The sequence below is a fragment of the Aquitalea pelogenes genome (genome assembly GCF_001515305.1).
Classification (GTDB): Bacteria; Pseudomonadota; Gammaproteobacteria; order Burkholderiales; family Chromobacteriaceae; genus Aquitalea; species Aquitalea pelogenes.
Genome location: NZ_LNQV01000009.1, coordinates 82,584 through 101,499, shown reverse-complemented (window position 1 = coordinate 101,499; position 18,916 = coordinate 82,584). Strand labels below are relative to the sequence as shown.

General features: G+C 60.1%; 19 protein-coding genes and 1 tRNA gene. 10 read left to right on the top strand and 10 right to left on the bottom strand.

Annotated features, from left to right (window positions below; genetic code table 11):
* The first annotated feature begins 22 nt into the window (after positions 1 to 22).
* From AWT75_RS05825 to AWT75_RS05795, 7 genes are all read left to right on the top strand, one after another.
* Positions 23 to 370, top strand: a complete 348-nt coding sequence (locus AWT75_RS05825) for a hypothetical protein (RefSeq protein WP_131355684.1) — start codon at positions 23 to 25, stop codon at positions 368 to 370.
* Positions 371 to 437: 67 nt separating this feature from the next.
* Positions 438 to 1,847 carry a threonine synthase gene (gene thrC, locus AWT75_RS05820; protein ID WP_062788128.1) on the top strand — a complete coding sequence of 470 codons (1,410 nt, stop codon included), beginning with the start codon at positions 438 to 440 and terminating at the stop codon, positions 1,845 to 1,847.
* A 172-nt stretch (positions 1,848 to 2,019) separates the two neighbouring features.
* A complete protein-coding gene (gene flgA / locus AWT75_RS05815) occupies positions 2,020 to 2,694 on the top strand; it encodes a flagellar basal body P-ring formation chaperone FlgA (RefSeq protein WP_062788126.1) in 675 nt (224 codons plus the stop codon).
* Between the two features lie 70 nt (positions 2,695 to 2,764).
* Entirely contained in the window at positions 2,765 to 3,064 is a 300-nt protein-coding gene (gene flgM, locus AWT75_RS05810; RefSeq protein WP_062788124.1) for a flagellar biosynthesis anti-sigma factor FlgM, read from the top strand.
* Positions 3,065 to 3,088: 24 nt separating this feature from the next.
* Positions 3,089 to 3,553, top strand: coding sequence for a flagella synthesis protein FlgN (locus AWT75_RS05805; RefSeq protein WP_045845490.1), 465 nt, complete (start codon positions 3,089 to 3,091; stop codon positions 3,551 to 3,553).
* Between the two features lie 98 nt (positions 3,554 to 3,651).
* A complete protein-coding gene (locus AWT75_RS05800; protein WP_045845491.1) occupies positions 3,652 to 4,572 on the top strand; it encodes a CobD/CbiB family protein in 921 nt (306 codons plus the stop codon).
* A 120-nt stretch (positions 4,573 to 4,692) separates the two neighbouring features.
* Positions 4,693 to 6,111: a DEAD/DEAH box helicase gene (locus AWT75_RS05795; protein WP_062788121.1), complete on the top strand. Its 1,419-nt coding sequence runs from the start codon at positions 4,693 to 4,695 to the stop codon at positions 6,109 to 6,111.
* A gap of 121 nt (positions 6,112 to 6,232) precedes the next feature.
* Here AWT75_RS05795 and AWT75_RS05790 read toward each other — a convergent pair whose 3' ends face one another.
* From AWT75_RS05790 to AWT75_RS23395, 4 genes are all read right to left on the bottom strand, one after another.
* Positions 6,233 to 6,799 carry a LutC/YkgG family protein gene (locus tag AWT75_RS05790; RefSeq protein WP_062788119.1) on the bottom strand — a complete coding sequence of 189 codons (567 nt, stop codon included), beginning with the start codon at positions 6,797 to 6,799 and terminating at the stop codon, positions 6,233 to 6,235.
* Complete coding sequence (locus AWT75_RS05785) at positions 6,796 to 8,196, bottom strand: lactate utilization protein B (RefSeq protein ID WP_062788117.1); 1,401 nt, start codon at positions 8,194 to 8,196, stop codon at positions 6,796 to 6,798. The genes AWT75_RS05790 and AWT75_RS05785 overlap by 4 nt, the downstream gene beginning before the upstream one ends.
* The gene (locus AWT75_RS05780; protein ID WP_045845495.1) at positions 8,193 to 8,948 is read right to left on the bottom strand and encodes a (Fe-S)-binding protein; all 756 of its coding nucleotides are present in this window, start codon (positions 8,946 to 8,948) and stop codon (positions 8,193 to 8,195) included. Before AWT75_RS05780 ends, AWT75_RS05785 begins: the two co-directional genes overlap by 4 nt.
* Positions 8,949 to 9,052: 104 nt before the next feature.
* Positions 9,053 to 10,378, bottom strand: coding sequence for a methyl-accepting chemotaxis protein (locus AWT75_RS23395; RefSeq protein WP_204376887.1), 1,326 nt, complete (start codon positions 10,376 to 10,378; stop codon positions 9,053 to 9,055).
* A 402-nt stretch (positions 10,379 to 10,780) separates the two neighbouring features.
* Here AWT75_RS23395 and AWT75_RS05770 point away from each other — a divergent pair, with 402 nt between their 5' ends.
* Positions 10,781 to 11,245: a hypothetical protein gene (locus tag AWT75_RS05770; RefSeq protein WP_131355670.1), complete on the top strand. Its 465-nt coding sequence runs from the start codon at positions 10,781 to 10,783 to the stop codon at positions 11,243 to 11,245.
* A 207-nt stretch (positions 11,246 to 11,452) separates the two neighbouring features.
* Here the strand turns inward: AWT75_RS05770 and AWT75_RS05765 are convergent.
* The 3 genes from AWT75_RS05765 to AWT75_RS05755 form a co-directional block, all read right to left on the bottom strand.
* A tRNA-Sec gene (locus AWT75_RS05765) sits at positions 11,453 to 11,547 on the bottom strand.
* 22 nt (positions 11,548 to 11,569) lie between these two features.
* Complete coding sequence (gene selB / locus AWT75_RS05760) at positions 11,570 to 13,483, bottom strand: selenocysteine-specific translation elongation factor (protein WP_062788113.1); 1,914 nt, start codon at positions 13,481 to 13,483, stop codon at positions 11,570 to 11,572.
* Positions 13,480 to 14,418, bottom strand: coding sequence for a cation diffusion facilitator family transporter (locus AWT75_RS05755; RefSeq protein WP_062788110.1), 939 nt, complete (start codon positions 14,416 to 14,418; stop codon positions 13,480 to 13,482). Before AWT75_RS05755 ends, selB begins: the two co-directional genes overlap by 4 nt.
* Positions 14,419 to 14,586: 168 nt before the next feature.
* Between AWT75_RS05755 and AWT75_RS05750 the strand changes: the two genes are divergently transcribed.
* Complete coding sequence (locus tag AWT75_RS05750) at positions 14,587 to 14,931, top strand: GlpM family protein (protein WP_476726746.1); 345 nt, start codon at positions 14,587 to 14,589, stop codon at positions 14,929 to 14,931.
* Here AWT75_RS05750 and selA read toward each other — a convergent pair.
* Positions 14,928 to 16,346, bottom strand: a complete 1,419-nt coding sequence (gene selA / locus AWT75_RS05745) for an L-seryl-tRNA(Sec) selenium transferase (RefSeq protein ID WP_062788107.1) — start codon at positions 16,344 to 16,346, stop codon at positions 14,928 to 14,930. The two genes, AWT75_RS05750 and selA, sit on opposite strands and share 4 nt — an antisense overlap.
* A 9-nt stretch (positions 16,347 to 16,355) precedes the next feature.
* Positions 16,356 to 16,583 (bottom strand): hypothetical protein, encoded by a 228-nt coding sequence (locus AWT75_RS05740; RefSeq protein ID WP_062788105.1) that lies wholly within the window; start codon positions 16,581 to 16,583, stop codon positions 16,356 to 16,358.
* A gap of 97 nt (positions 16,584 to 16,680) precedes the next feature.
* Here AWT75_RS05740 and AWT75_RS05735 point away from each other — a divergent pair, with 97 nt between their 5' ends.
* Complete coding sequence (locus AWT75_RS05735; protein WP_062788103.1) at positions 16,681 to 17,673, top strand: serine/threonine protein kinase; 993 nt, start codon at positions 16,681 to 16,683, stop codon at positions 17,671 to 17,673.
* A 21-nt stretch (positions 17,674 to 17,694) separates the two neighbouring features.
* Here AWT75_RS05735 and AWT75_RS05730 read toward each other — a convergent pair whose 3' ends face one another.
* Positions 17,695 to 18,906, bottom strand: a complete 1,212-nt coding sequence (locus AWT75_RS05730; protein WP_062788157.1) for an EAL domain-containing protein — start codon at positions 18,904 to 18,906, stop codon at positions 17,695 to 17,697.
* Positions 18,907 to 18,916 lie beyond the last annotated feature (10 nt).

Below are 18,916 nucleotides of genomic sequence, written 5' to 3'. Positions count from 1 at the left end.
GGTGGTGACAGGATGGCTGCAAATGGCAAGGTACTGGATGAATGGAGTGGGCATGGCCTGTGCGCTGACTGCATCGGCCCTGCACGCAACACCACTGACACCGGGTCAGCATAATCTGCTGCAGGGTTTCCTGATGCGCAGCTGTATCAAGCGCACGCCGGCATCGGATGGTGCCAGCGAGCGCTCGGATGTCCAGATCCAGAAGTACTGCCAGTGTGCCAGCGAGCATCTGGCCAATACCTTCAGCTCCGAAGAAGTCATGGGCGTGCTGACCGGGCAAATCCGCAAGGACGACCCGCGCGGCAAAAAGCGCCTGGCCGAAGCTTCCGCTGCTTGCAGTCATCATCTGGAGGCCAGTGCCGCCGATTGAGGCTCATCTGTCCGCGGCCATCCTTCTTGCAACGTCTTCTGCATTCGTACAGGTTGAATCACATCACATGAAGTACATCAGCACACGTGGCGGCATGCAGCCGCAAAGTTTCAGCGACATCCTGCTCATGGGTCTGGCTCCCGATGGTGGCCTGGCGCTGCCGGAAAGCTACCCGCAGATCAGCCGCAGCCAGCTGGATGCCTGGCGCGGTCTGTCCTATGCCGACCTGGCGTTTGAAATCATCCGCCTGTTCGCTACCGATATTCCCGAGGCCGACCTCAAGGACATCGTCAGCCGCACTTACACCGCAGCCGTGTTTGGCAGCGAAGCCATCACCCCGGTCAAGCGCCTGTCCGATGGCCTGGTGATTCTGGAGCTGTCCAATGGCCCGACGCTGGCCTTCAAGGACATGGCCATGCAGTTGCTGGGTAATCTGTTCGAATACGTGCTGGGCAAAAAAGGCCAGTCGCTGAACATTCTGGGTGCCACCTCCGGGGACACCGGCAGCGCCGCCGAATATGCGATGCGCGGCAAGCGAGGCATCAGCGTGTTCATGCTCAGCCCGGATGGCCTGATGAGCCCCTTCCAGCGCGCGCAGATGTTCAGCCTGCAGGATGCCAACATCCACAACATCGCCATCAAGGGCATGTTCGATGACTGTCAGGACATCGTGAAAGCGGTGCAGAACGACCACGCCTTCAAGGCCAAGTACCAGATCGGCACCGTCAACTCCATCAACTGGGCACGCGTAGTGGCGCAGGTTGTGTATTACTTCAAGGGTTATTTCAACGCCACCAGCAGCAATGACGAACAAGTCAGCTTCTGCGTGCCGTCGGGTAACTTCGGCAATGTCTGCGCCGGTCATATCGCGCGCCAGATGGGCCTGCCGGTGCAGCGCCTGATCGTGGCCACCAATGAAAACGACGTACTGGACGAATTCTTCCGCACCGGTGCTTACCGTCCGCGCGGCACTGCCAACACCTATGTCACCTCCAGCCCGTCCATGGACATCTCCAAGGCCTCCAACTTCGAGCGTTTCGTGTTCGATCTGGTCGGTCGTGACGGTGCTGCCGTGAAGGCATTGTGGGCCGATGTGGATGCCGGCAAGGGCTTTGATCTGTCGGCCAGACTGGCCGAGGCAGCGGACAAGTTCGGTTTTGTTTCCGGCAAGAGCAGCCATGCCGACCGTCTGGCCACCATCCGTGCGGTGGACGCGACCGATGGCGTGGTGGTGGATACGCACACCGCCGATGGCATCAAGGTGGCACGCGAGCTGCGTCTGCCGGGTGAAACCGTGGTCTGCCTGGAAACCGCGCTGCCGGCCAAGTTTGCCGACACCATCCGCGAAGCGCTGGATCGTGACCCGCCGCGCCCCGCCGGCTTTGATGGTCTGGAAGACCTGCCGCAAAAAGTGGTGGTATTCGATGCCGATGCCGCCAAGGTCAAGGCATTTGTCGAACAGACACTGGCGCAGTAAGCGCTGGTGTTGTTGAAAAAACAGGCCCGTGTGGCCTGTTTTTTATCTGTCGGCGCAACTGTCGGCGGATTTCTCACTCAGAATGCTGTGCTTGCAAGGCCGTCCCGCCTGGCAGTCACCGCATGGGCCGGTAGCGATACGCAGGCAGGATCGTAGCGGATACAATGGCAGGATGAAATTCTCCCCTCTGATGTTGGCCTGGCTGCTGCCCGGCCTTGTGCAGGCAGCCGCTAGCCAGGATATGGCCGCGCTGGAAAAACTGGCCGACCGTTTCATGCAGCAGGAAATGGCTCCGCGTCAGGCTACCTACAAGCTGGGCAAACTGGACCGGCGGCTGGTGTTGCCAGCCTGCGCATCGCCACGGGTGGACTGGTCCAATGCGGCGCAGACCACCGGCAACACGGCTTTGGTGATTGTCTGTCCGGATAGCGGATGGAGCATACGCCTGCCAGTCAGCATCAACGAAAAGCAATTGGGTGTGGTACTGACCCGCTCGGTGAGCGCCGGTGAAGTGTTGCAGGAAGGGGATGTCAAACTGGTGGAGGTGGCCAATCCGGCCATGGCGCGCAATGTGCTGACCAGTCCGGCTCTGGCGATTGGCCAGACCATGCGCAGCGGTGCACCTGCCGGCAGTTGGCTGCGCAGCTTCATGGTTCATGCCCCTTATGCCATTCGTGCCGGCCAGCCGGTCAAGGTGGTGGCGGGGGGAGACGGCTTTAGCGTGTTGTCAGAAGGCATTGCCAATAACAATGCTGCGGTTGGTGATGCGGTGTCGGTGCGGCTGTCCAGCGGACGTGTGGTGCGCGGCATGGTGCAGCCGGATGGCAGCGTCAGTCTGAGTTACTGATAAATATTTCAAGAGTTTGCTTTTTCAGCCGATAATAGAGAAACCCCTAGCTAGTTTGGAAGGCCACGCCATGAAAATCGACAACTCGGGAAGTGCCGTTGGCGCCTATGCCAGTCAGAGCAAGCTGGCCCGGCGCGATACCAGCGCTCCGGCTGCCGGATCCGGGTCCACCCCGACCGATAGCGTGAAGATCAATCCGCTGGCCAGCAGCATCAGTGCGCTGTCTGCCCAGGCAGATACCACGCCTGCCTTTGATGCGGCCAAGGTTGATGCCATCAAGAACGCTATCGCAGCGGGCACCTTTTCGGTGAATCCGGACAAGATCGCCGACAGCCTGATCGCCTCCACCCAAGAACTGCTGAACCAGTAAGTACTGCAGATGGGTGTGGCAGCAATGACGCAAGAACAAGGTTTTGCCCAGCTGTGCCGTGCTGAAGCCGAGCAGGTGACACGCTTGATCGACCTGCTGCAACAAGAGCAGCAGGTGATGATTGCAGGCCAGGTGCACCGCCTGGAAGACCTGGCGGACAGCAAGAGCAAAGTGCTGGATGAACTGGCCATGCATTCGCAGTCTCGCGCCCGGCTGATGAAGACACTTGGCCTGTCCGACAGCGACACCGTATACATCTGGCTGGCCGACAAGCCCGAAGAACGCCAGGCCTGGCTGGCACTGGAAGATCTCATCCATCGTGCCCAGGGCATCAACCAGCTCAATGGTACTTTCATCGAGCAGCAGCTGGGCCAGGTAGAAGCTTCGCTGGCCGTGCTGCGTCAGGCGGCTGCTTCCACGCTCAGTTATGACCGTGGCGGACAGCAGCCGCAACCTGCTGGCGGACGCCGTTTTCTCGGCTCTGCCTGACTTGCCCATAGGGCTGGCCACATGCGATGTGGTGGGCGTACCTGTCCCTTTGTGGTATCTTCGCCACTGGGCCTGAGCAAACCACCATTCAAATTCTGATGACCCTGATTTCCCTGATCATTGCGCTGGCACTTGAGCAGCTGCGCCCACTGGGCAACCGCAACCGCGTTTGGCATGTTTTCACCCGTTATGCCAATCATCTGGAACGCAATCTGAATGCCGGTGCCAACCGGCATGGTGTCTTTGCGTGGATGCTGGCCATCCTGCCTCCGGTGTTGTTGAGCCTTGGGGTGTACTACGCCCTGTACGCGGCCAACCCGCTGCTGGCCATTCTGTGGAATGTGCTGGTGCTCTACCTCACCATGGGTTTCCGTCATTTCTCCAGTGCCTTTTCCGAGATATCGCTGGCCTTGACCGAAGGGCGTGACCTGGATGCACGTATGGCGCTGACACGCTGGACCGGGCATCCTTCTGCCGAATTGTCCGTTGGCGAGATCTCCCGCCTGGCAATCGAGCAGGGTGTGGTGGACAGTTACCGGCATGTGTTTGGCACCATGTTCTGGTTTGTCCTGCTGCCGGGCCCGTCCGGTGCCTTGCTGTACCGGCTGTGCAGCATGCTGGGGCAGAAATGGGGTAGCCGTCAGGGCGATGAAGACCGTTTTGGTCGTTTTGCCGGCAGTGCCGCTGCCTGGCTTGACTGGTTGCCGGTGCGTCTGACCGCTGCCAGCTTTGCCGTCATGGGCGATTTTGAAGATGCAGTCTACTGTTGGCGTTCCCAGGCCCGGACCTGGGGTAACTACGCCAATGGCATTCTGCTGGCCTCCGCTGCCGGTGCTCTTGGTGTCAAGCTGGGCGATCCGCTCAGGCAGGATTACACCATCAAGTTCCGGCCGGAACTGGGCCTGGGTGACGAAGCCGATCCGGGCTTCCTGAAAAGCGCAGTCGGCCTGGTCTGGCGTTCAGCCTTGCTATGGCTGTTTGTCATCCTGTTGCTCAGCGTTGCCAACCACATGGCCTGATGCCTGCCTGCCGCCGCCCCTGATGGGCGCGTTGCCATTTGGGCCAGGCCATGTTCATGAACAAGGGGATGCGTGGCATGCTGCGATGTCATCGCCCAACCGAATTGCAGGAGCACACACATGCTGTTTTCCGAACTCGGGCTGTCGCCCGAGATTCTTCGTGCCATTGAAGAACAGGGCTATTCCGAGCCCACACCGATCCAGGCCAAGGCCATTCCGCTGGTGCTGTCCGGTCGTGACTTGCTGGCTGCCGCTCAAACCGGTACCGGCAAGACTGCCGCCTTCATGCTCCCCATCCTGGAGCGGCTGAAAAAGTTTGCCAATACCAGTGTTTCTCCGGCCATGCACCCGGTGCGGGCGCTGGTACTGTCGCCCACGCGCGAGCTGGCCGACCAGATTGGCGTGAATGTAAAAACCTATACCAAGTATTTGCCTTTGCGTGCCACTACCGTGTTTGGCGGCATGAACATGGACCCGCAGACTGCCGAGCTGCGTCGTGGCATGGAAGTGGTGATTGCCACCCCTGGACGTTTGCTGGACCACATCCAGCAAAAAAGCATCCAGCTGAACAAGGTGGAAGTGCTGGTGCTGGACGAAGCCGACCGCATGCTGGACATGGGCTTTATCCAGGATATCCGCAAGATCATGAGCATGCTGCCCAAAGAGCGGCAAACCCTGCTGTTCTCGGCCACCTTTGCGCCGGAAATCAAACGGCTGGCTGCAGACTTCATGAAAGACCCGCAAACGGTGGAAGTGGCCCGCCAGAATGCGACCAACGAGCAAGTCGAGCAACTGGTGTATTCCGTCGATGCCGGTCGCAAGCGTTATCTGCTGAGCCATCTGATCAAGAGCCGTGACATGAGCCAGGTCATCGTGTTCTGCAAGACCAAGCTCAGCGCCGACCAGCTGGCGCGTGACCTCAAGCGCGACGGACTGGTGGCCGAAGCCATTCATGGCGACAAGGCACAGGCCTCGCGCCTGGAAATTTTGTCGGCATTCAAGGAAGGCAGCCTGCGTGTGCTGGTGGCTACCGACGTGGCGGCCCGTGGCCTGGATATCAGCGAACTGCCCTTTGTGGTGAATTACGAGCTGCCCAACTCACCGGAAGACTATGTACACCGCATTGGCCGTACCGGTCGTGCCGGTGCCAGCGGTGTGGCCATTTCGCTGATGAGCCCGGCAGAAACCCGTCAGCATGAAGCCATTGAAAAGCTGACGCGCCAGACGCTGACGCCGCAAGTGATGGCTGGCTTTGAGCCTGGTTCGACTGCGCCGCGCGAGGAGTCTTCCCATCGTCGTGAGCGGGATCGTGACCGTGATGCTGGTCGTGAACAGAGTCGTTCGGGCACCCGTACTCCGGCGCGTGAAAGCCAGCGCGATCCGATGTCGGTACCGGCATCGGCCCTGATGGCGGGCAAGTCCGGCGAAGGCCTGAAAACCATCAAGCCTGCCGGCAGCAGCCGCCGCAGCCGCAAGGCGCAGCGCGAAGTGCCGGCCCTGTTGCTGCCGCCGCGCTACAAGGTGGAAGTCAGCCGCTGATCGCCTGATAGCAGTGACACCACAAAACCGCCTGTCTTCGGACTGGCGGTTTTTTCATGGTGGCGTGCCATAAAAAAAGGCCCCGTAGGGCCCAAGGAAGCAAATGCTCCATACGTAGAAATCAGACAAATATCACCAGGGCCGCCATGGCACCATGGGCACCCATTACCAGGCTTTGCTCGATGTCCGCAGTACGTGACGAGCCGGAAATGAAGGCACCAAAGCCATGTTCTGCCAGCTGGATACGGGCATAGGCATCACGCATGGTGTCCACCATGGCCTCACGCGGCACCACCAGTACCAGCTTCTGGGTGAGGAAGTAAATCGAGCGGAAACGGTTGTCCGGATGGCTGACCCACACCGTGGCATTCTCCGCTACGGCTAGCTGGCCGGGGACGATGGCGATGTCTACATCGTGCCAGGCGTGCGGATCATCCACTTCCTCGTGCTGTGCCACGGTCAGGTCGACGGTGCGACCGGCATCCGGCCAGCGTGCGGCCACCACATCGGCCACGCTCTGGCCATCCTGCAACTGGACTGCGTCGCCACCGAGATTGCGGATTAGCGTGGCAAAAGCCTCGAACTGGTTGTCGTATCGGATGAACGGTACGGCGTGAATATCCGGCAGGGCCGATGCTTGCGGCCGGTTCTGGCGAATGCGGGCCAGTATCTTGTCACGGGCGCTCATTGTTGGCCCTCCTTGTCCTTCTTGTCCTTACTGCGCTGTTGGTACAGCTCCTTGAAGCTTTGGCTCGGCATGGGTGGCACATCGCGCCCGGCACGACTCCAGGCGCTGTGGCGGGTAAGGCTTTCCGGAATGATGGGCACTACCTTGCGCATCACCTTGCCGCCCAGGTCAAACAGCGCCGGATGCTGGGTGAGGAAGCGCATGGCCAGCAAGCCCATTTTCTTGCCGGCGGGCAGCAGGTTCTGGTCAAACGCCTTCTTGCGATGCAGGACCAGTTGTTCGTGCAGGTTGATCTTGACCGGGCAGACATTGGAGCAGGAGCCGCAAGTACTGCAGGCAAAGGCCATACTGCCGTGCTTTTTCATGTCGCGGCTGGGGCCCAGGGTGGAACCGATGGGGCCGGGAATGATGTAGCTGTAGCTGAAGCCGCTGCTGCGCCGGTAGACCGGACAGGTATTCATGCAGGCACCGCAACGGATGCAGCGCAGGCTCTGGTAGAAGTCTTCATTGCCCAGAATCTCGCTACGGCCGTTATCCACGATGACAATGTGCATCTCGCCACCGGGCCGGGCCTGATGGAAGTGTGAGGTATACGTGGTGACCGGCGAGCCGATGGCCGAGCGGGCCAGCAGGCGGGTGAATACGCCCAGGTGCTCCAGCTTGGGAATGATTTTTTCCAGCCCCATGCTGGCAATGTGAATGGGCGGCAGGCTGGTGCCCAGGTCGGCATTGCCTTCATTGGTGCACACCACCACGCCACCGGTTTCGGCAATGGCAAAGTTCACCCCGGTCAGGCCGGCATCCGCCGTCAGGAAGTGCTCGCGCAGATTGGCCCGTGCCGCGTGGGTGAGATAGGTGGGGTCGTTATTGCCGGCCTCGGTGCCCAGCTCCTTGTGGAAAAGCTCGGAAATCTGTTCTTTTTTCAGGTGGATCGCCGGCATCACGATGTGGCTGGGGGCTTCGTGGCGCAATTGCACGATGCGCTCGCCCAGGTCGGTATCCACCACTTCGATGCCATGCTGTTCCAGATAGGGGTTGAGCCCGCACTCTTCGGTCAGCATGGACTTGGACTTGACCAGCTTCTTCACCTGTTTTGCTGCCAGAATGCCGTGCACGATGCGGTTGTGCTCGTCGGCATCGGCTGCCCAGTGTACGGTCACGCCATTTTTTTGCGCATTGGCTTCAAACTGGGCCAGGTAGTCGTCCAGCTGCGACAGGGTATGGGCCTTGATTTCGCGTGCCAGTCGGCGCAGCTCTTCCCATTCCGGCAGTTGCTTGGCCTGGGCATCGCGCTTTTGCCTGACCCACCAGATGGCGCTGTCGTGCCATTTGGCCTGGGCGCGGTCCTTCAGGAATTCAGCCGCTGCCTGCGGGTGTTTTACGCTATCGTCTTTCATGCGCCTGCTCCCCGGCCGGTGAGGATTTCCACGATGTGCAGCGGGCGGATGGTCTTGCCCTGATGACGGATGATGCCGCCCATGTGCATCAGGCAGGAGGGGTCGGCGCCGACGATGTATTCCGCGCCGGTGGCTTCGTGCTGGGCAATGCGGTCTTCACCCATGGCGGTGGACAGTTCCGGTTCATCGACACAGAAAGTGCCGCCAAAACCGCAGCATTCGTCACGGCGTTCCGGCAGCAGGACTTCCACGCCGTCCACCAGCTTGAGGATGGACTCCAGGCGCGAGTGATAGGGCATCATCAGTTCGGACGGACTGGCGTGATGCAGCTCGCGCAGGCCGTGGCAACTCTGGTGGATGGAAACCTTGTGCGGGAAATACACCGGCTTGGGCAGCTTTTCCAGCTTCAGGACATCCTGCAGGAATTCGATGATTTCGTAGACCTTGGGCTTGAGTTGCTGGTAGGCACTATCTTCCGCGATGTACCAGTCGTAATGATGGGTCACGTGGGACACGCAACTGCCAGAAGGGGCAACGACATAATCGTAGCGCTGAAAGACATCGGTGAAGCGGCGTGCAGCATCGCAAGCGCCTTTGCTGTCACCGTTATTGGCCAATGGCTGACCGCAACAGGACTGTTCCATCGGAAATTCGACTTCGCAGCCCAGGCTTTCCAGTAGCTCCAGGGTTGCCATGGCGACATGGGGGAACAGTTCGTTGATGAAACAGGGAATGAACAGGCCGATTTTCATGGGGCAGGGCCTCCGACAGGCAGGAGCAGGGTTCAGGTCCGCATTAGATAATGATCGCCCTGCTGCTGCCAATTCGGATTTACCCTTGCGCGCAGACAGTTGTTTCAGGCGGCCTGCGATTTCATCTCGGCAAAACGGCTGACACTGCTTACCACGCCCTTGGCTTGCTGGTTGATCTGGCTGATGGTTTCCCCCACCCGCTGGGACAGGCCGACATTGCCATTGGCCTGTTCCAGCAGGTGTTCCATGCTGGAAACCGCATGTCCGGTATGGTTCTGGATGTCATGCACCATGCGATTGATTTCCACCGTCGAGCTGGCCGTGCGCTCCGCCAGCTTGCGCACTTCGTCGGCCACCACGGCAAAGCCACGACCCATCTCGCCTGCGCGGGCGGCTTCGATGGCGGCATTCAGTGCCAGCAGATTGGTCTGGTCGGCAATGTCCTTGATGGTTTGCACGATGGAGCCGATTTGCTGCGAACGCTCGCCCAGTTGTACAACCTGCTGGCTGCCACGTTCGATATCACTGGCCATGGTCATGATGTTGTCGATGCTCTGTTCGATATCAAATACGCCGGCGTTGGCCAGCGCCTGGGTTTCCTGCGCCGTGGCGTAGGCTTGCAGTGCGGAGTCACGCTCCATGGTTTGTTGTTCGACCTGGGCGGTGATGTCGGTGGCAAACTTGATGACGCTGCACACGTGGCCGCTTTCATCCAGTACCGGGTTGTAATTGGCTTCCAGCCAGATGGTTCTCCCGTCACGTGTGCGGCGACTGATGCGCCCGCTGTAGTACTGGCCGCTGCGCAGCCGCTCCCATAGCGCGGCATATTCCGGGCTGTTGGCAAAGGCAGGGTCGCACAGGATGCGATGCTGCTGGCCGATCAGGCTGGCACGGCTGTAGCCGGTGGCCTGCAGGAAGTGGTCGTTGGCTTCAAGAATCTGGCCATCGGCTGAAAATTCGATACACGCCATGGCCCGGTTGATGGCTTGCAATATGGCGTTGTTACGTGCCGCATTCATCACGCTGTCGGTAATGTCCGTCGCCAGTTTGATGATGCTGCCAACCCGGCCGGTGGCATCCAGTACCGGGGAGTAAGTGGCCTGCAGCCACACGACGTGTCCGTCGCGGGCGACGCGTTTGACCCGGTCCCGATAAAACTCGCCGCGGCGCAGTTGCTCCCAGAAACGGCGGTATTCCGCGCTGCCGGAGTAGGCCGCCTCGCACAACAGGCTATGCGGCTTGCCTTGCAGCTCTTCACTCCCCTGATAACCCATGGTGTCGAGAAAGTTCTGATTGGCTTCCAGAATCTGGCCATCGGGGCTGAAGCGAATCAGCGCCATGGAGAGATCCAGCGCCTGTTCCAGTTGCCGTGCCGCCGACAGTTGTTGTTCCAGTGTGGCAATTCGCTGTTTGAATTGTTGATTGAACATGATTCTTATCCCCAGGCTAACGCTTTTTTGTATGTTTTGTTATAGAAGCTGGCCAAGTGGAGAGAAAGCAGGTTCTTCTGCCGGCGCGGCGGGTGATACGCTTTTATTGTCAAAAGGCTTGCTGCAGTCTACTTGGCGTTTATCCATGCTCAGGCATTTGCCAGCCAACAAGCACATCGGAAGACAAATAATTTAAATGAATCAGTTTAATTGTGCCGATATGACTTATAACTAGAAAAATCAGGTCAAAGCGGAAAACCGGCTGCCACGCGCACTTGGCAAGTGGTGCCGGAGTGATATGCTTGGCAGAACCTGTGTGATGGCAAGCAATGAGACCACCGTCTGTTGCCCTGTCCGGTCTCAAGCAGCGCCCCCACCGCTTGCTCTCCGGATATGGCTGTCATGCTGGAAATCCATGTCCTGCATTCCATGCAAGCCTTTGCCTGTGCAGGGCATGTGGTGTTAGAGGCAATAGTCAGCGAAAGTCAGTGTGGCATCATGATCAATATCAAACAAAATATGACGATTTGCTGTGCAGCGCTGTGTTCCGGAAAAGCAGACGAAGATAAGATCATCCAGACCATTGCCCTGTTCAAGGCCTTTCATGTCCTGTATGTCAATGTGCATTCACCTGAGGCAAAACTGATACAGCATGTGATTGAAAACCTGAAGTCGGTGTTTTCGGTTTATCAGTCCCGCGATGAGATCGTGTTGATGCCTTACGAGGTCCGTGAGCTGAATGCTGCACGGCAAGCCTGCATGGCAAAGTCCGGTCGTCGCAGTGTCAGCGTGCTCAATCACCTGTACACGGCTTATCTGGACTACTATCGCCATCGTCTTATTGGCGAGGGCAACCCGCCGGGTTGACTGGCCGTTTGCCCTTGCACAGCCCGTTTCACCCTGCCAAACCCGCTGCTGCGGGTTTTTCATTTTGGCGGGCTGGCTTTGCTGTGACGGCGGAATGAGCGTGGAGCAAGAGTGCGCTACAGCTTGCTGAACGTCATTCGCTTGGGAGCTGGGCAGGAGAGCTGCGTGTTGCGCAAGATCTGCGCCTGCGCGGACGGGCGGTGTTGATGGCGGAAGAGAATGGGAGTCGAACCCACCCGGGACCGCTGGCGGCCCCTTCTGGTTTTGAAGACCAGCCACCCCACCGGGAGTGCCTCTCTTCCGTGAGGGCTGATTATAGCGGTTTCACTGCGGGCCTGCAGCGGGGGCGTCCGCCTGCAGGCTGGCACTGCCAAACAGCATGCTTTCCCGTAACAGGTGCCTGTCCGCCAGACGACGGGTAAAGCCGCTGCGGTCATAAAACTCCAGAATCTGGATGGCCAGCTTGCGACCGCAGCCCAGCTGGTCGCGAAAGCTGGCGGCATCGGCATGTCCGTGCTGCTCGCACAATGTACGGATGATGTCGGCCATGTGGTGCACGTGATGGGTGGCGAAATAGCGGTCCTGCACCACGGCGACCACGTGTCCAAGCCGGGCCGCCTTGTGTAGCAGGCGACGCATGTCGGTTTCTTCCATGGCGAGCAGGCGGGCCAGGTCTCGCACCCATTGCGGTTCGCTGCCGGCAAAGCAGGGGGCCAGGCGCTGCCATTGTTCCTGTTCCTGTGCGGTGAAGCTAAGCACATGTTCCGGCAGGTGCAGCCAGCCACGCGTCTGGCACAGCAAGCCTTGTTGCAGTAGCTGGTTCAGCAGCAGGTTGACGGCGGCTTCAGGCTGTCCGGGCAGGGCCAGTCGTCGCAGCCGTCCCCGGCTGGCACCCAGTTGATCCGGTTGTTGCTGATGCAGCATGGCCAGCCGCTCCAGCACGCTGTGCTGCATCGACTGCCAATGTGCCGGGTGATAGAGCCAGCCTTCTACTTGTTGACCCGGGCAGGTACTCAACAGCGCCTGCATGGCCTGGCTGTCCAGCTGCTTGGCCCAGGCAAAGGCATCCAGCGCCACGGCCTGCTGTTCGCTTTGCCTTTGCAACTGCTCGGCCAGAGGCTGTGCCGGACCGGACAATTGCCGCAGATAGTCCAGTCGTGCGCTCTGACGCTTGCCCCGTTCCGGCACTTGCAGTTCCAGTACCTTGGCACCGGCAATGGTGTGGCGGGCGCTGGCATCGCGCAGGATCAGCCTGTCGCCATCGGCCAGCCACAAGGGCTGGTCCAGCACCAGTTCGGCCAGGCCGCTTTCCGAGACTGCCAACTGGCTGTGATCCAGCAGGCACACTCGCCCGGTGATGTGACGTGCAGCGTGGTGGATATGCACTGCTTGCCAGTGTGTGAGTGCCTCAATGGCATGCAGCTGAACGGCGATGCGCTGGCTGGGGGCGGGCGGCTGGGTGTCGAATAGCCAGTCGCCGCGCTGGATGTCCTGCTTTTGCACGTCACCCACCAGATTCAGCGCAATACGCTGTCCTGCCTGACCAGATTCGGCAGCGGTATTCTGTACATGCAGGCTGCGTACCCGGACCTGGCTGTCTCGTCCGCTCAACCACAGTCTGTCACCCACCGCAACCTGGCCGTTCAGTGCTGTGCCGGTGACCACCAGCCCGGCACCGCTCAGGCTGAATGCCCGGTCGATCGCCAGGCGAAAGCGTTGTCCTTGCGGCAGACCGGAAGGTTGCAGGTTGTCCAGCAGATGCTGGCGCAGTTGGGCAATGCCCAGGCCTTGCACACTGGAGACCGCAAACAGCGGCGCATCCGGCCAGGGACTGTCCTGCAGCCAGTGGCGCACTGCGCGGCTTTGCGCCTGCAAGGTGGTTTCATCCACCAGGTCGCACTTGCTGATGACCACGGTGAGCCGGGGAATGCCGCTGAGTTGCAGGATGGCAAGGTGTTCGCGGGTTTGCGGCATGATGCCGTCGTCCGCCGCAATGACCAGCAGGGCATGCGGAATGCCGGAAAGACCACACAGCATGTTGGCCAGAAATTTTTCATGGCCGGGGACGTCAATGAAACCGGCAATGCGTCCATCGTCCAGCGGCAGGTAGACATAGCCCAGGTCTATGGTCATGCCGCGCTTTTTTTCTTCCGGCAGCCGGTCGGCATCGTGGCCGGTCAGTGCGGTCAGCAGGGATGTCTTGCCATGGTCGACATGGCCGGCCGTGGCAAAAATCATGCGACTGAGCGGTCTGCCGGATGCTCCAGACCAACCGGGTCGATATGGGTCATCACATTGAGTACCGGATGCGCGCGCATGACTTCATCGCGTGCGCGCTCCGCAATATCGTGGGCTTCAAACACATTCATGTGGCCATCCACTTCCAGATGGACATCAACCAGAATCAGGTCGCCCATTTTGCGGGTGCGCAAATCATGCAGGGCCAGCACCCCCTTGGTCGCCAGCAGGGTCTGGCGGATGGCGGCGGTTTCTTCCGCATCGGCAGCACGGTCCATCAGGTCGTGCAGCGAACTCCAGGCAAAGCTCCAGCCCATTTTTCCCACGATGAAGCCAACGATCAGCGCTGCTACCGGGTCCAGAATCGGATAGCCCATCAGGTTGCCGATGATGCCAATGGCTACCACAAGCGAGGAGGCTGCATCGGAACGTGCATGCCAGGCATTGGCCACCAGCATGCTGGAGCGGACGCGTTGCGCCACCGCCAGCATGAAGCGGAACAACAGCTCTTTGCAGACCAGTGCCGTGATGGCTACCCACAGGGCGATGCTGTGCACGGTGGGAATGGTCGAGGGGTCGTGAAACTTCACTGCGGCGGACCACAGCATGCCGATGCCGACAGCCAGCAGGAGCAGTCCCAATACCAGCGAGGCAGCGTTTTCGTAACGCTGGTGACCATATTGGTGATCCGCATCCGGTCCCTTGCGGCTGTGGTGCCCGGCCAGCAGGACGACAAAGTCCGACAACAGGTCGGACAGCGAGTGGACACCATCGGCCACCAGCGCCTGGGATTTGGCAAACACGCCAATCAGCACCTGGGCGGTGGCCAGCACGATATTGACCCATACGCTGACCATGGTGCTGCGACGCGCAGCCTTGTTGCGCGTGGCTTCGTCGGTGCTTTCCTGGGGAGAATGACTGGTGTGCAGGGTCATGGCTGTCTGTTTCAAATCAGGTGGGTTGTGCAGTATGCCATAGCTGCCTTAAGTTTTTCTTAATTGAATGTTATTGTTTGGTAAATAAAAACAATAATAAGAATAATGTGCATTCAGCTGCTGCGATGGTTCATGTCAGAATAGCGATTGTCTGCATTTATTTCTGGAATGATCTTGGCACTGTTGCTCAAGTCTTTGCTGGGTGCACTGGCGGTGGTGTTGATCAGCCTGTTGTCCCGCTCGCGCAATTACTATATCGCTGGCCTGGTGCCCTTGTTTCCCACGTTTGCCCTGATCGCCCACTATATTGTCGGCAGCGAACGTGGCGCACTGGCTCTCAAGACCACGGTGCTGTTTGGCATGTGGTCCTTGCTGCCGTATTTCGTCTACCTGTTCAGCCTGTATTGCCTGCTGGACCGTCTGCGCCTGCCGTGGGCGCTGGCGGCGGCCACTTGCAGCTGGGGTGTGGCCGCCCTGGTGCTGATATTGGGCTGGAGCCGCTGGCACGGTTAACGGGGCTGACTGGCACCGTCTGCTGGCTGCAGGTTGGCAAGAAAAGCGCTTTCATCTTCCAGACAGCGCAGGTCCAGCCACAACTTTCCGTCGTATAACCGCCCGATCACCGGAGAGGGCAGGCTGCGCAATTGCTGGGCCAGTGCTTCCAGCGTGCTGCCGCGTCCATCCCGCGGGCTGAAGGTGATGGCCCAGCTGGGCAGGCGGTCCACCGGCAGGGAACCACTGCCGATTTGCGACAGGCAGGCGCTGCTGCCAAGGTCAAAACCGCTACCGGCGTAGCTACTCAGTGCCGGTAGCAGACGCTCCGCGAGCTGACGGATTTCAGCCTGCGGTCGGGTGAGGCGGCGCAGGGTGGGCAGCTGCTGTACCAGCTTGTCCGGCTGCAGGTACAGGCGCAAGGTGGCTTCCAGTGCTGCCAGCGTCATTTTGTCGCAGCGCAGGGCACGCTTGAGTGGGTGCTTCTGGATTTTGTCTATCCAGCTTTGCTTGCCGATGATCAGCCCGGCTTGTGGTCCACCCAGCAGTTTGTCGCCGGAGAAACTGACCAGATCGACGCCCTGCGCAATCATCTGCTGCGGCATGGGTTCGGCTGGCAGGCCATAGGCGGAAAGGTCCACCAGTGCGCCCGAACCCAGATCGGTGGCCACCGGCAAGCCATGCTCGCGGGCCAGCGTGGCCAGTTCGGCTTCGCTCACGCTGTGGGTGAAGCCTTCTATCTGGTAATTGCTGGTATGCACCTTCATCAGCAGGCCGGTGTCCGGTGTGATGGCCTGGCGGTAGTCGCGCAGGTGGGTGCGGTTGGTGGCACCTACTTCCACCAGCTGGCAGCCGGCTTGCCGCATGACGTCCGGCATGCGGAAGGCCCCACCGATTTCCACCAGCTCGCCACGCGACACAATCACTTCGCGCCCGGCCGCCACCGTAGACAGCATGATCAGCACGGCCGCAGCATTGTTGTTGACCACGCAGGCGGCCTCGGCACCGGTCAGCTCTTGCAGCAACGCGCTGATGACGCTGTCGCGGTGACCGCGGCCTGCGCCGTCCAGATCGTATTCCAGTGTCACTGCTTCGCGCATGGCGTTGCTCACGGCAGCAACGGCTTCTTCTGCCATCGGCGCACGCCCCAGATTGGTGTGTAGCACCGTGCCACTGAGGTTGAACACCGGTCGCATCTGCACCTGCTGGCGCGCACAAACCCGCTGACTGGCGGCATGCGCCAGCTGTCCTTCGTCCTCAGCCCATTGCGGCAGGCTGTGTGTGTTGCGGATATGCTGGCGTGCTTCGTCCAGGGTCTGGCGCACGGCTTCGGTCAGTGCGGCATTGCCATGCCGGTCAATCAGCTTTTCCACCAGCGGGTGGTTGAGCAAGCGGTCTACAGATGGCAGGCGCGAATACAGGGTTTTCAGCGGCATGATGGGTGTTCAGAAACGGGAAAAACGATAGAGCAGATACAGCAGCCCTACCAGGACCAGGTTACCGGCCAGCCAGCGCAGCAGATGATGCCAGCGTGCCGATTGCGTGTCGGGTGCTTCGCAACGTTGCCGGTGCAGGGTGTTGGCAATGCATTGCCAGCCGCTCCAGGTGGATTCGGCAATATCGGCAGGCAGTGACAACAGGTTTTTTGCGTGACGCGGGTTGCTGGTGTGCATGGCAGTCTCCTGCGATTGGGTGGTCTTGCATTCTGGATACTAGCCGACTCCGAGCAGACATGGATAGCGATGACTGATCTGCACGTATAATGCGCCCATGACACAAGAAACCACGCCCCCGTTTGCCGGCCTGACGCCGGATGTGCTGCTGGATGCGGTAGAAAGCCTGGGCCTGCGTGCTTCAGGCAGCCTGCTGGCACTCAATAGCTATGAAAACCGCGTTTACCAGCTGGGCATGGAAGACGGCCCGCCGCTGGTTGCCAAGTTTTATCGGCCGGCACGCTGGAGCGATGCGCAGATTCTGGAAGAACATGCGTTCAGCCTGGCGCTGGCCGAGCGGGAAATCCCCGTGGTGCCGCCCATGCTGTTTGACGGGGCCAGCCTGCATGATTACCAGGGCATTCGTTTTGCCCTGTTTGCCCGGCGTGGCGGGCGTGTGCCGGAGCTGGGCGACGGCAATACGCTGGAGTGGATAGGCCGCTTTCTGGGGCGCATTCACGCGCTGGGCCAGGTGCAGCCTTACCAGCAACGTCCGGTGCTGGATATCTTCAGTTTTGGCGAGGAGCCGGTGCAGTATCTGCTGGATGCCGCGGTGGTGCCTGCGGATTTGCGCGAGGTCTATCGCGGTGTGGCGTCGCAGGCGCTGGATGGCGTGCGACGCTGTTTTGACCGGGCTGGCACGGTGCGCCAGTTGCGCCTGCATGGCGATTGCCATCCGGGCAATATGCTGTGGACGGACGATGGCCCGCACTTTGTCGATTTTGACGACAGCCGCATGGGGCCGGCAGTGCAGGATATCTGGATGCTGCTGTCCGGCTCGCGCGAAGAGCAATCCGGCCAGCTAGCCGATGTCCTGGCCGGTTACGAGGATTTCTGCGACTTCAATTTGCGCGAACTGTATCTGGTGGAGGCGCTGCGCACGCTGCGCTTGCTGCACTATGCCGCCTGGCTGGCCCGGCGCTGGCATGATCCGGCTTTCCCGCTGGCCTTTCCCTGGTTCGCAGCCCCCCGTTTCTGGGAGGAACAAATCCTGTCACTACGCGAACAGATTGCGTTGATGGACGAGCCGCCGTTGTGGACGCTGCCCTAGACTGAGCGGCGGCGTTAGCGTTCAGCCCGGTGTGCGTTGCGTCAGGTTCAGGCCGGGCTGATGCTGTTTGGCCCAGGGCAGCAACTGGGCAGCCGCCATCGGGCGGGCTATGAAATAGCCTTGTCCCAACTGGCAGCCACGCTGCTGCATGATGTCCAGGTCTTGCTGGGTTTCGATGCCTTCGGCCACGGTGCACAGCTGCATGCGGTTGCCCAGTTCGATGATGCTGTCGGTGATGGCCTGCAAATGCGGCTTGTCGGCAATGGCCGTCACCAGCGACTGGTCTATTTTCAGTTCGGTAAACGGAAAACGGGTGAGCTGCTGGAAGGTGGCAAAGCCGGTACCGAAATCATCAATCGACAGGCCGATGCCGGCCAGCCGCAAGCGCGCGGCAATGCCGATGGCGTCGGTCAGGCTGTCGGAGATGGCGGTTTCGGTAATTTCAAAGGTGATGTAACGCGCGGGTACCTTGCCGCGTTGCAAGCGCTTCTCCACTGCCTCGCTCAGGCTGCTGCCATGCAAGGAGCGGCCGGACAGGTTGATCGACAAGGGCAGGCGCAAGCCTTGCCGCGTCCATTCCTGCCACTGGTGCAATCCCTGATCCAGCATGGACAGGGTGAGGTCGGTATCCCAGTCCTGTTGTTCGATGACCGGAATGAAGCTCGCCGGCGGAATCAAGCCGCATTCCGGGTGCTGCCAGCGGGCCAGCATTTCAGCACCCTTGATGTGTCCGGTTTTCAAGTCGATCTTGGGCTGGTAGTAGGGAATGATGTGTCCCAGATCCAGCGCCTCGCGTACGCGGGCCGGTTCGTACAAGGGGCAGGCTTCACGGTTTTTCCCGGCTTGCGGGCAGAGGCGTTGCAGCAAGTCCTGCAGCTGGTTCTTGTTCAGGGGTTTTTTCAGCCCGCCCAGCACGGGCAGGCCCAAACCGGCACCCATCAGTTCCAGGGTGGATATCAGCATGTAATCCTTGCCGGAGGTCAGGACGATGTGCGGCGTCAGCTTTTCAGCCGCCAGCTGCTGCATCACCTGCACCCCGTCCATGAGCGGCATCTCCAGATCAAGCAGCAGCAGGTCCGGCACGCACTGGCGCATCATGGCCATGCCTTCTTCACCGTTGCTGGCATGGCGAACGCTGGCAAAGCCCAGTTGCTGGCAGATTTCGCTGGCCAGTTGTCGGTGCAAGTTGCTGTCTTCCACGATCAGGACATCTTGCATGTCGGCAGGCTGCATGCTGGGCGTC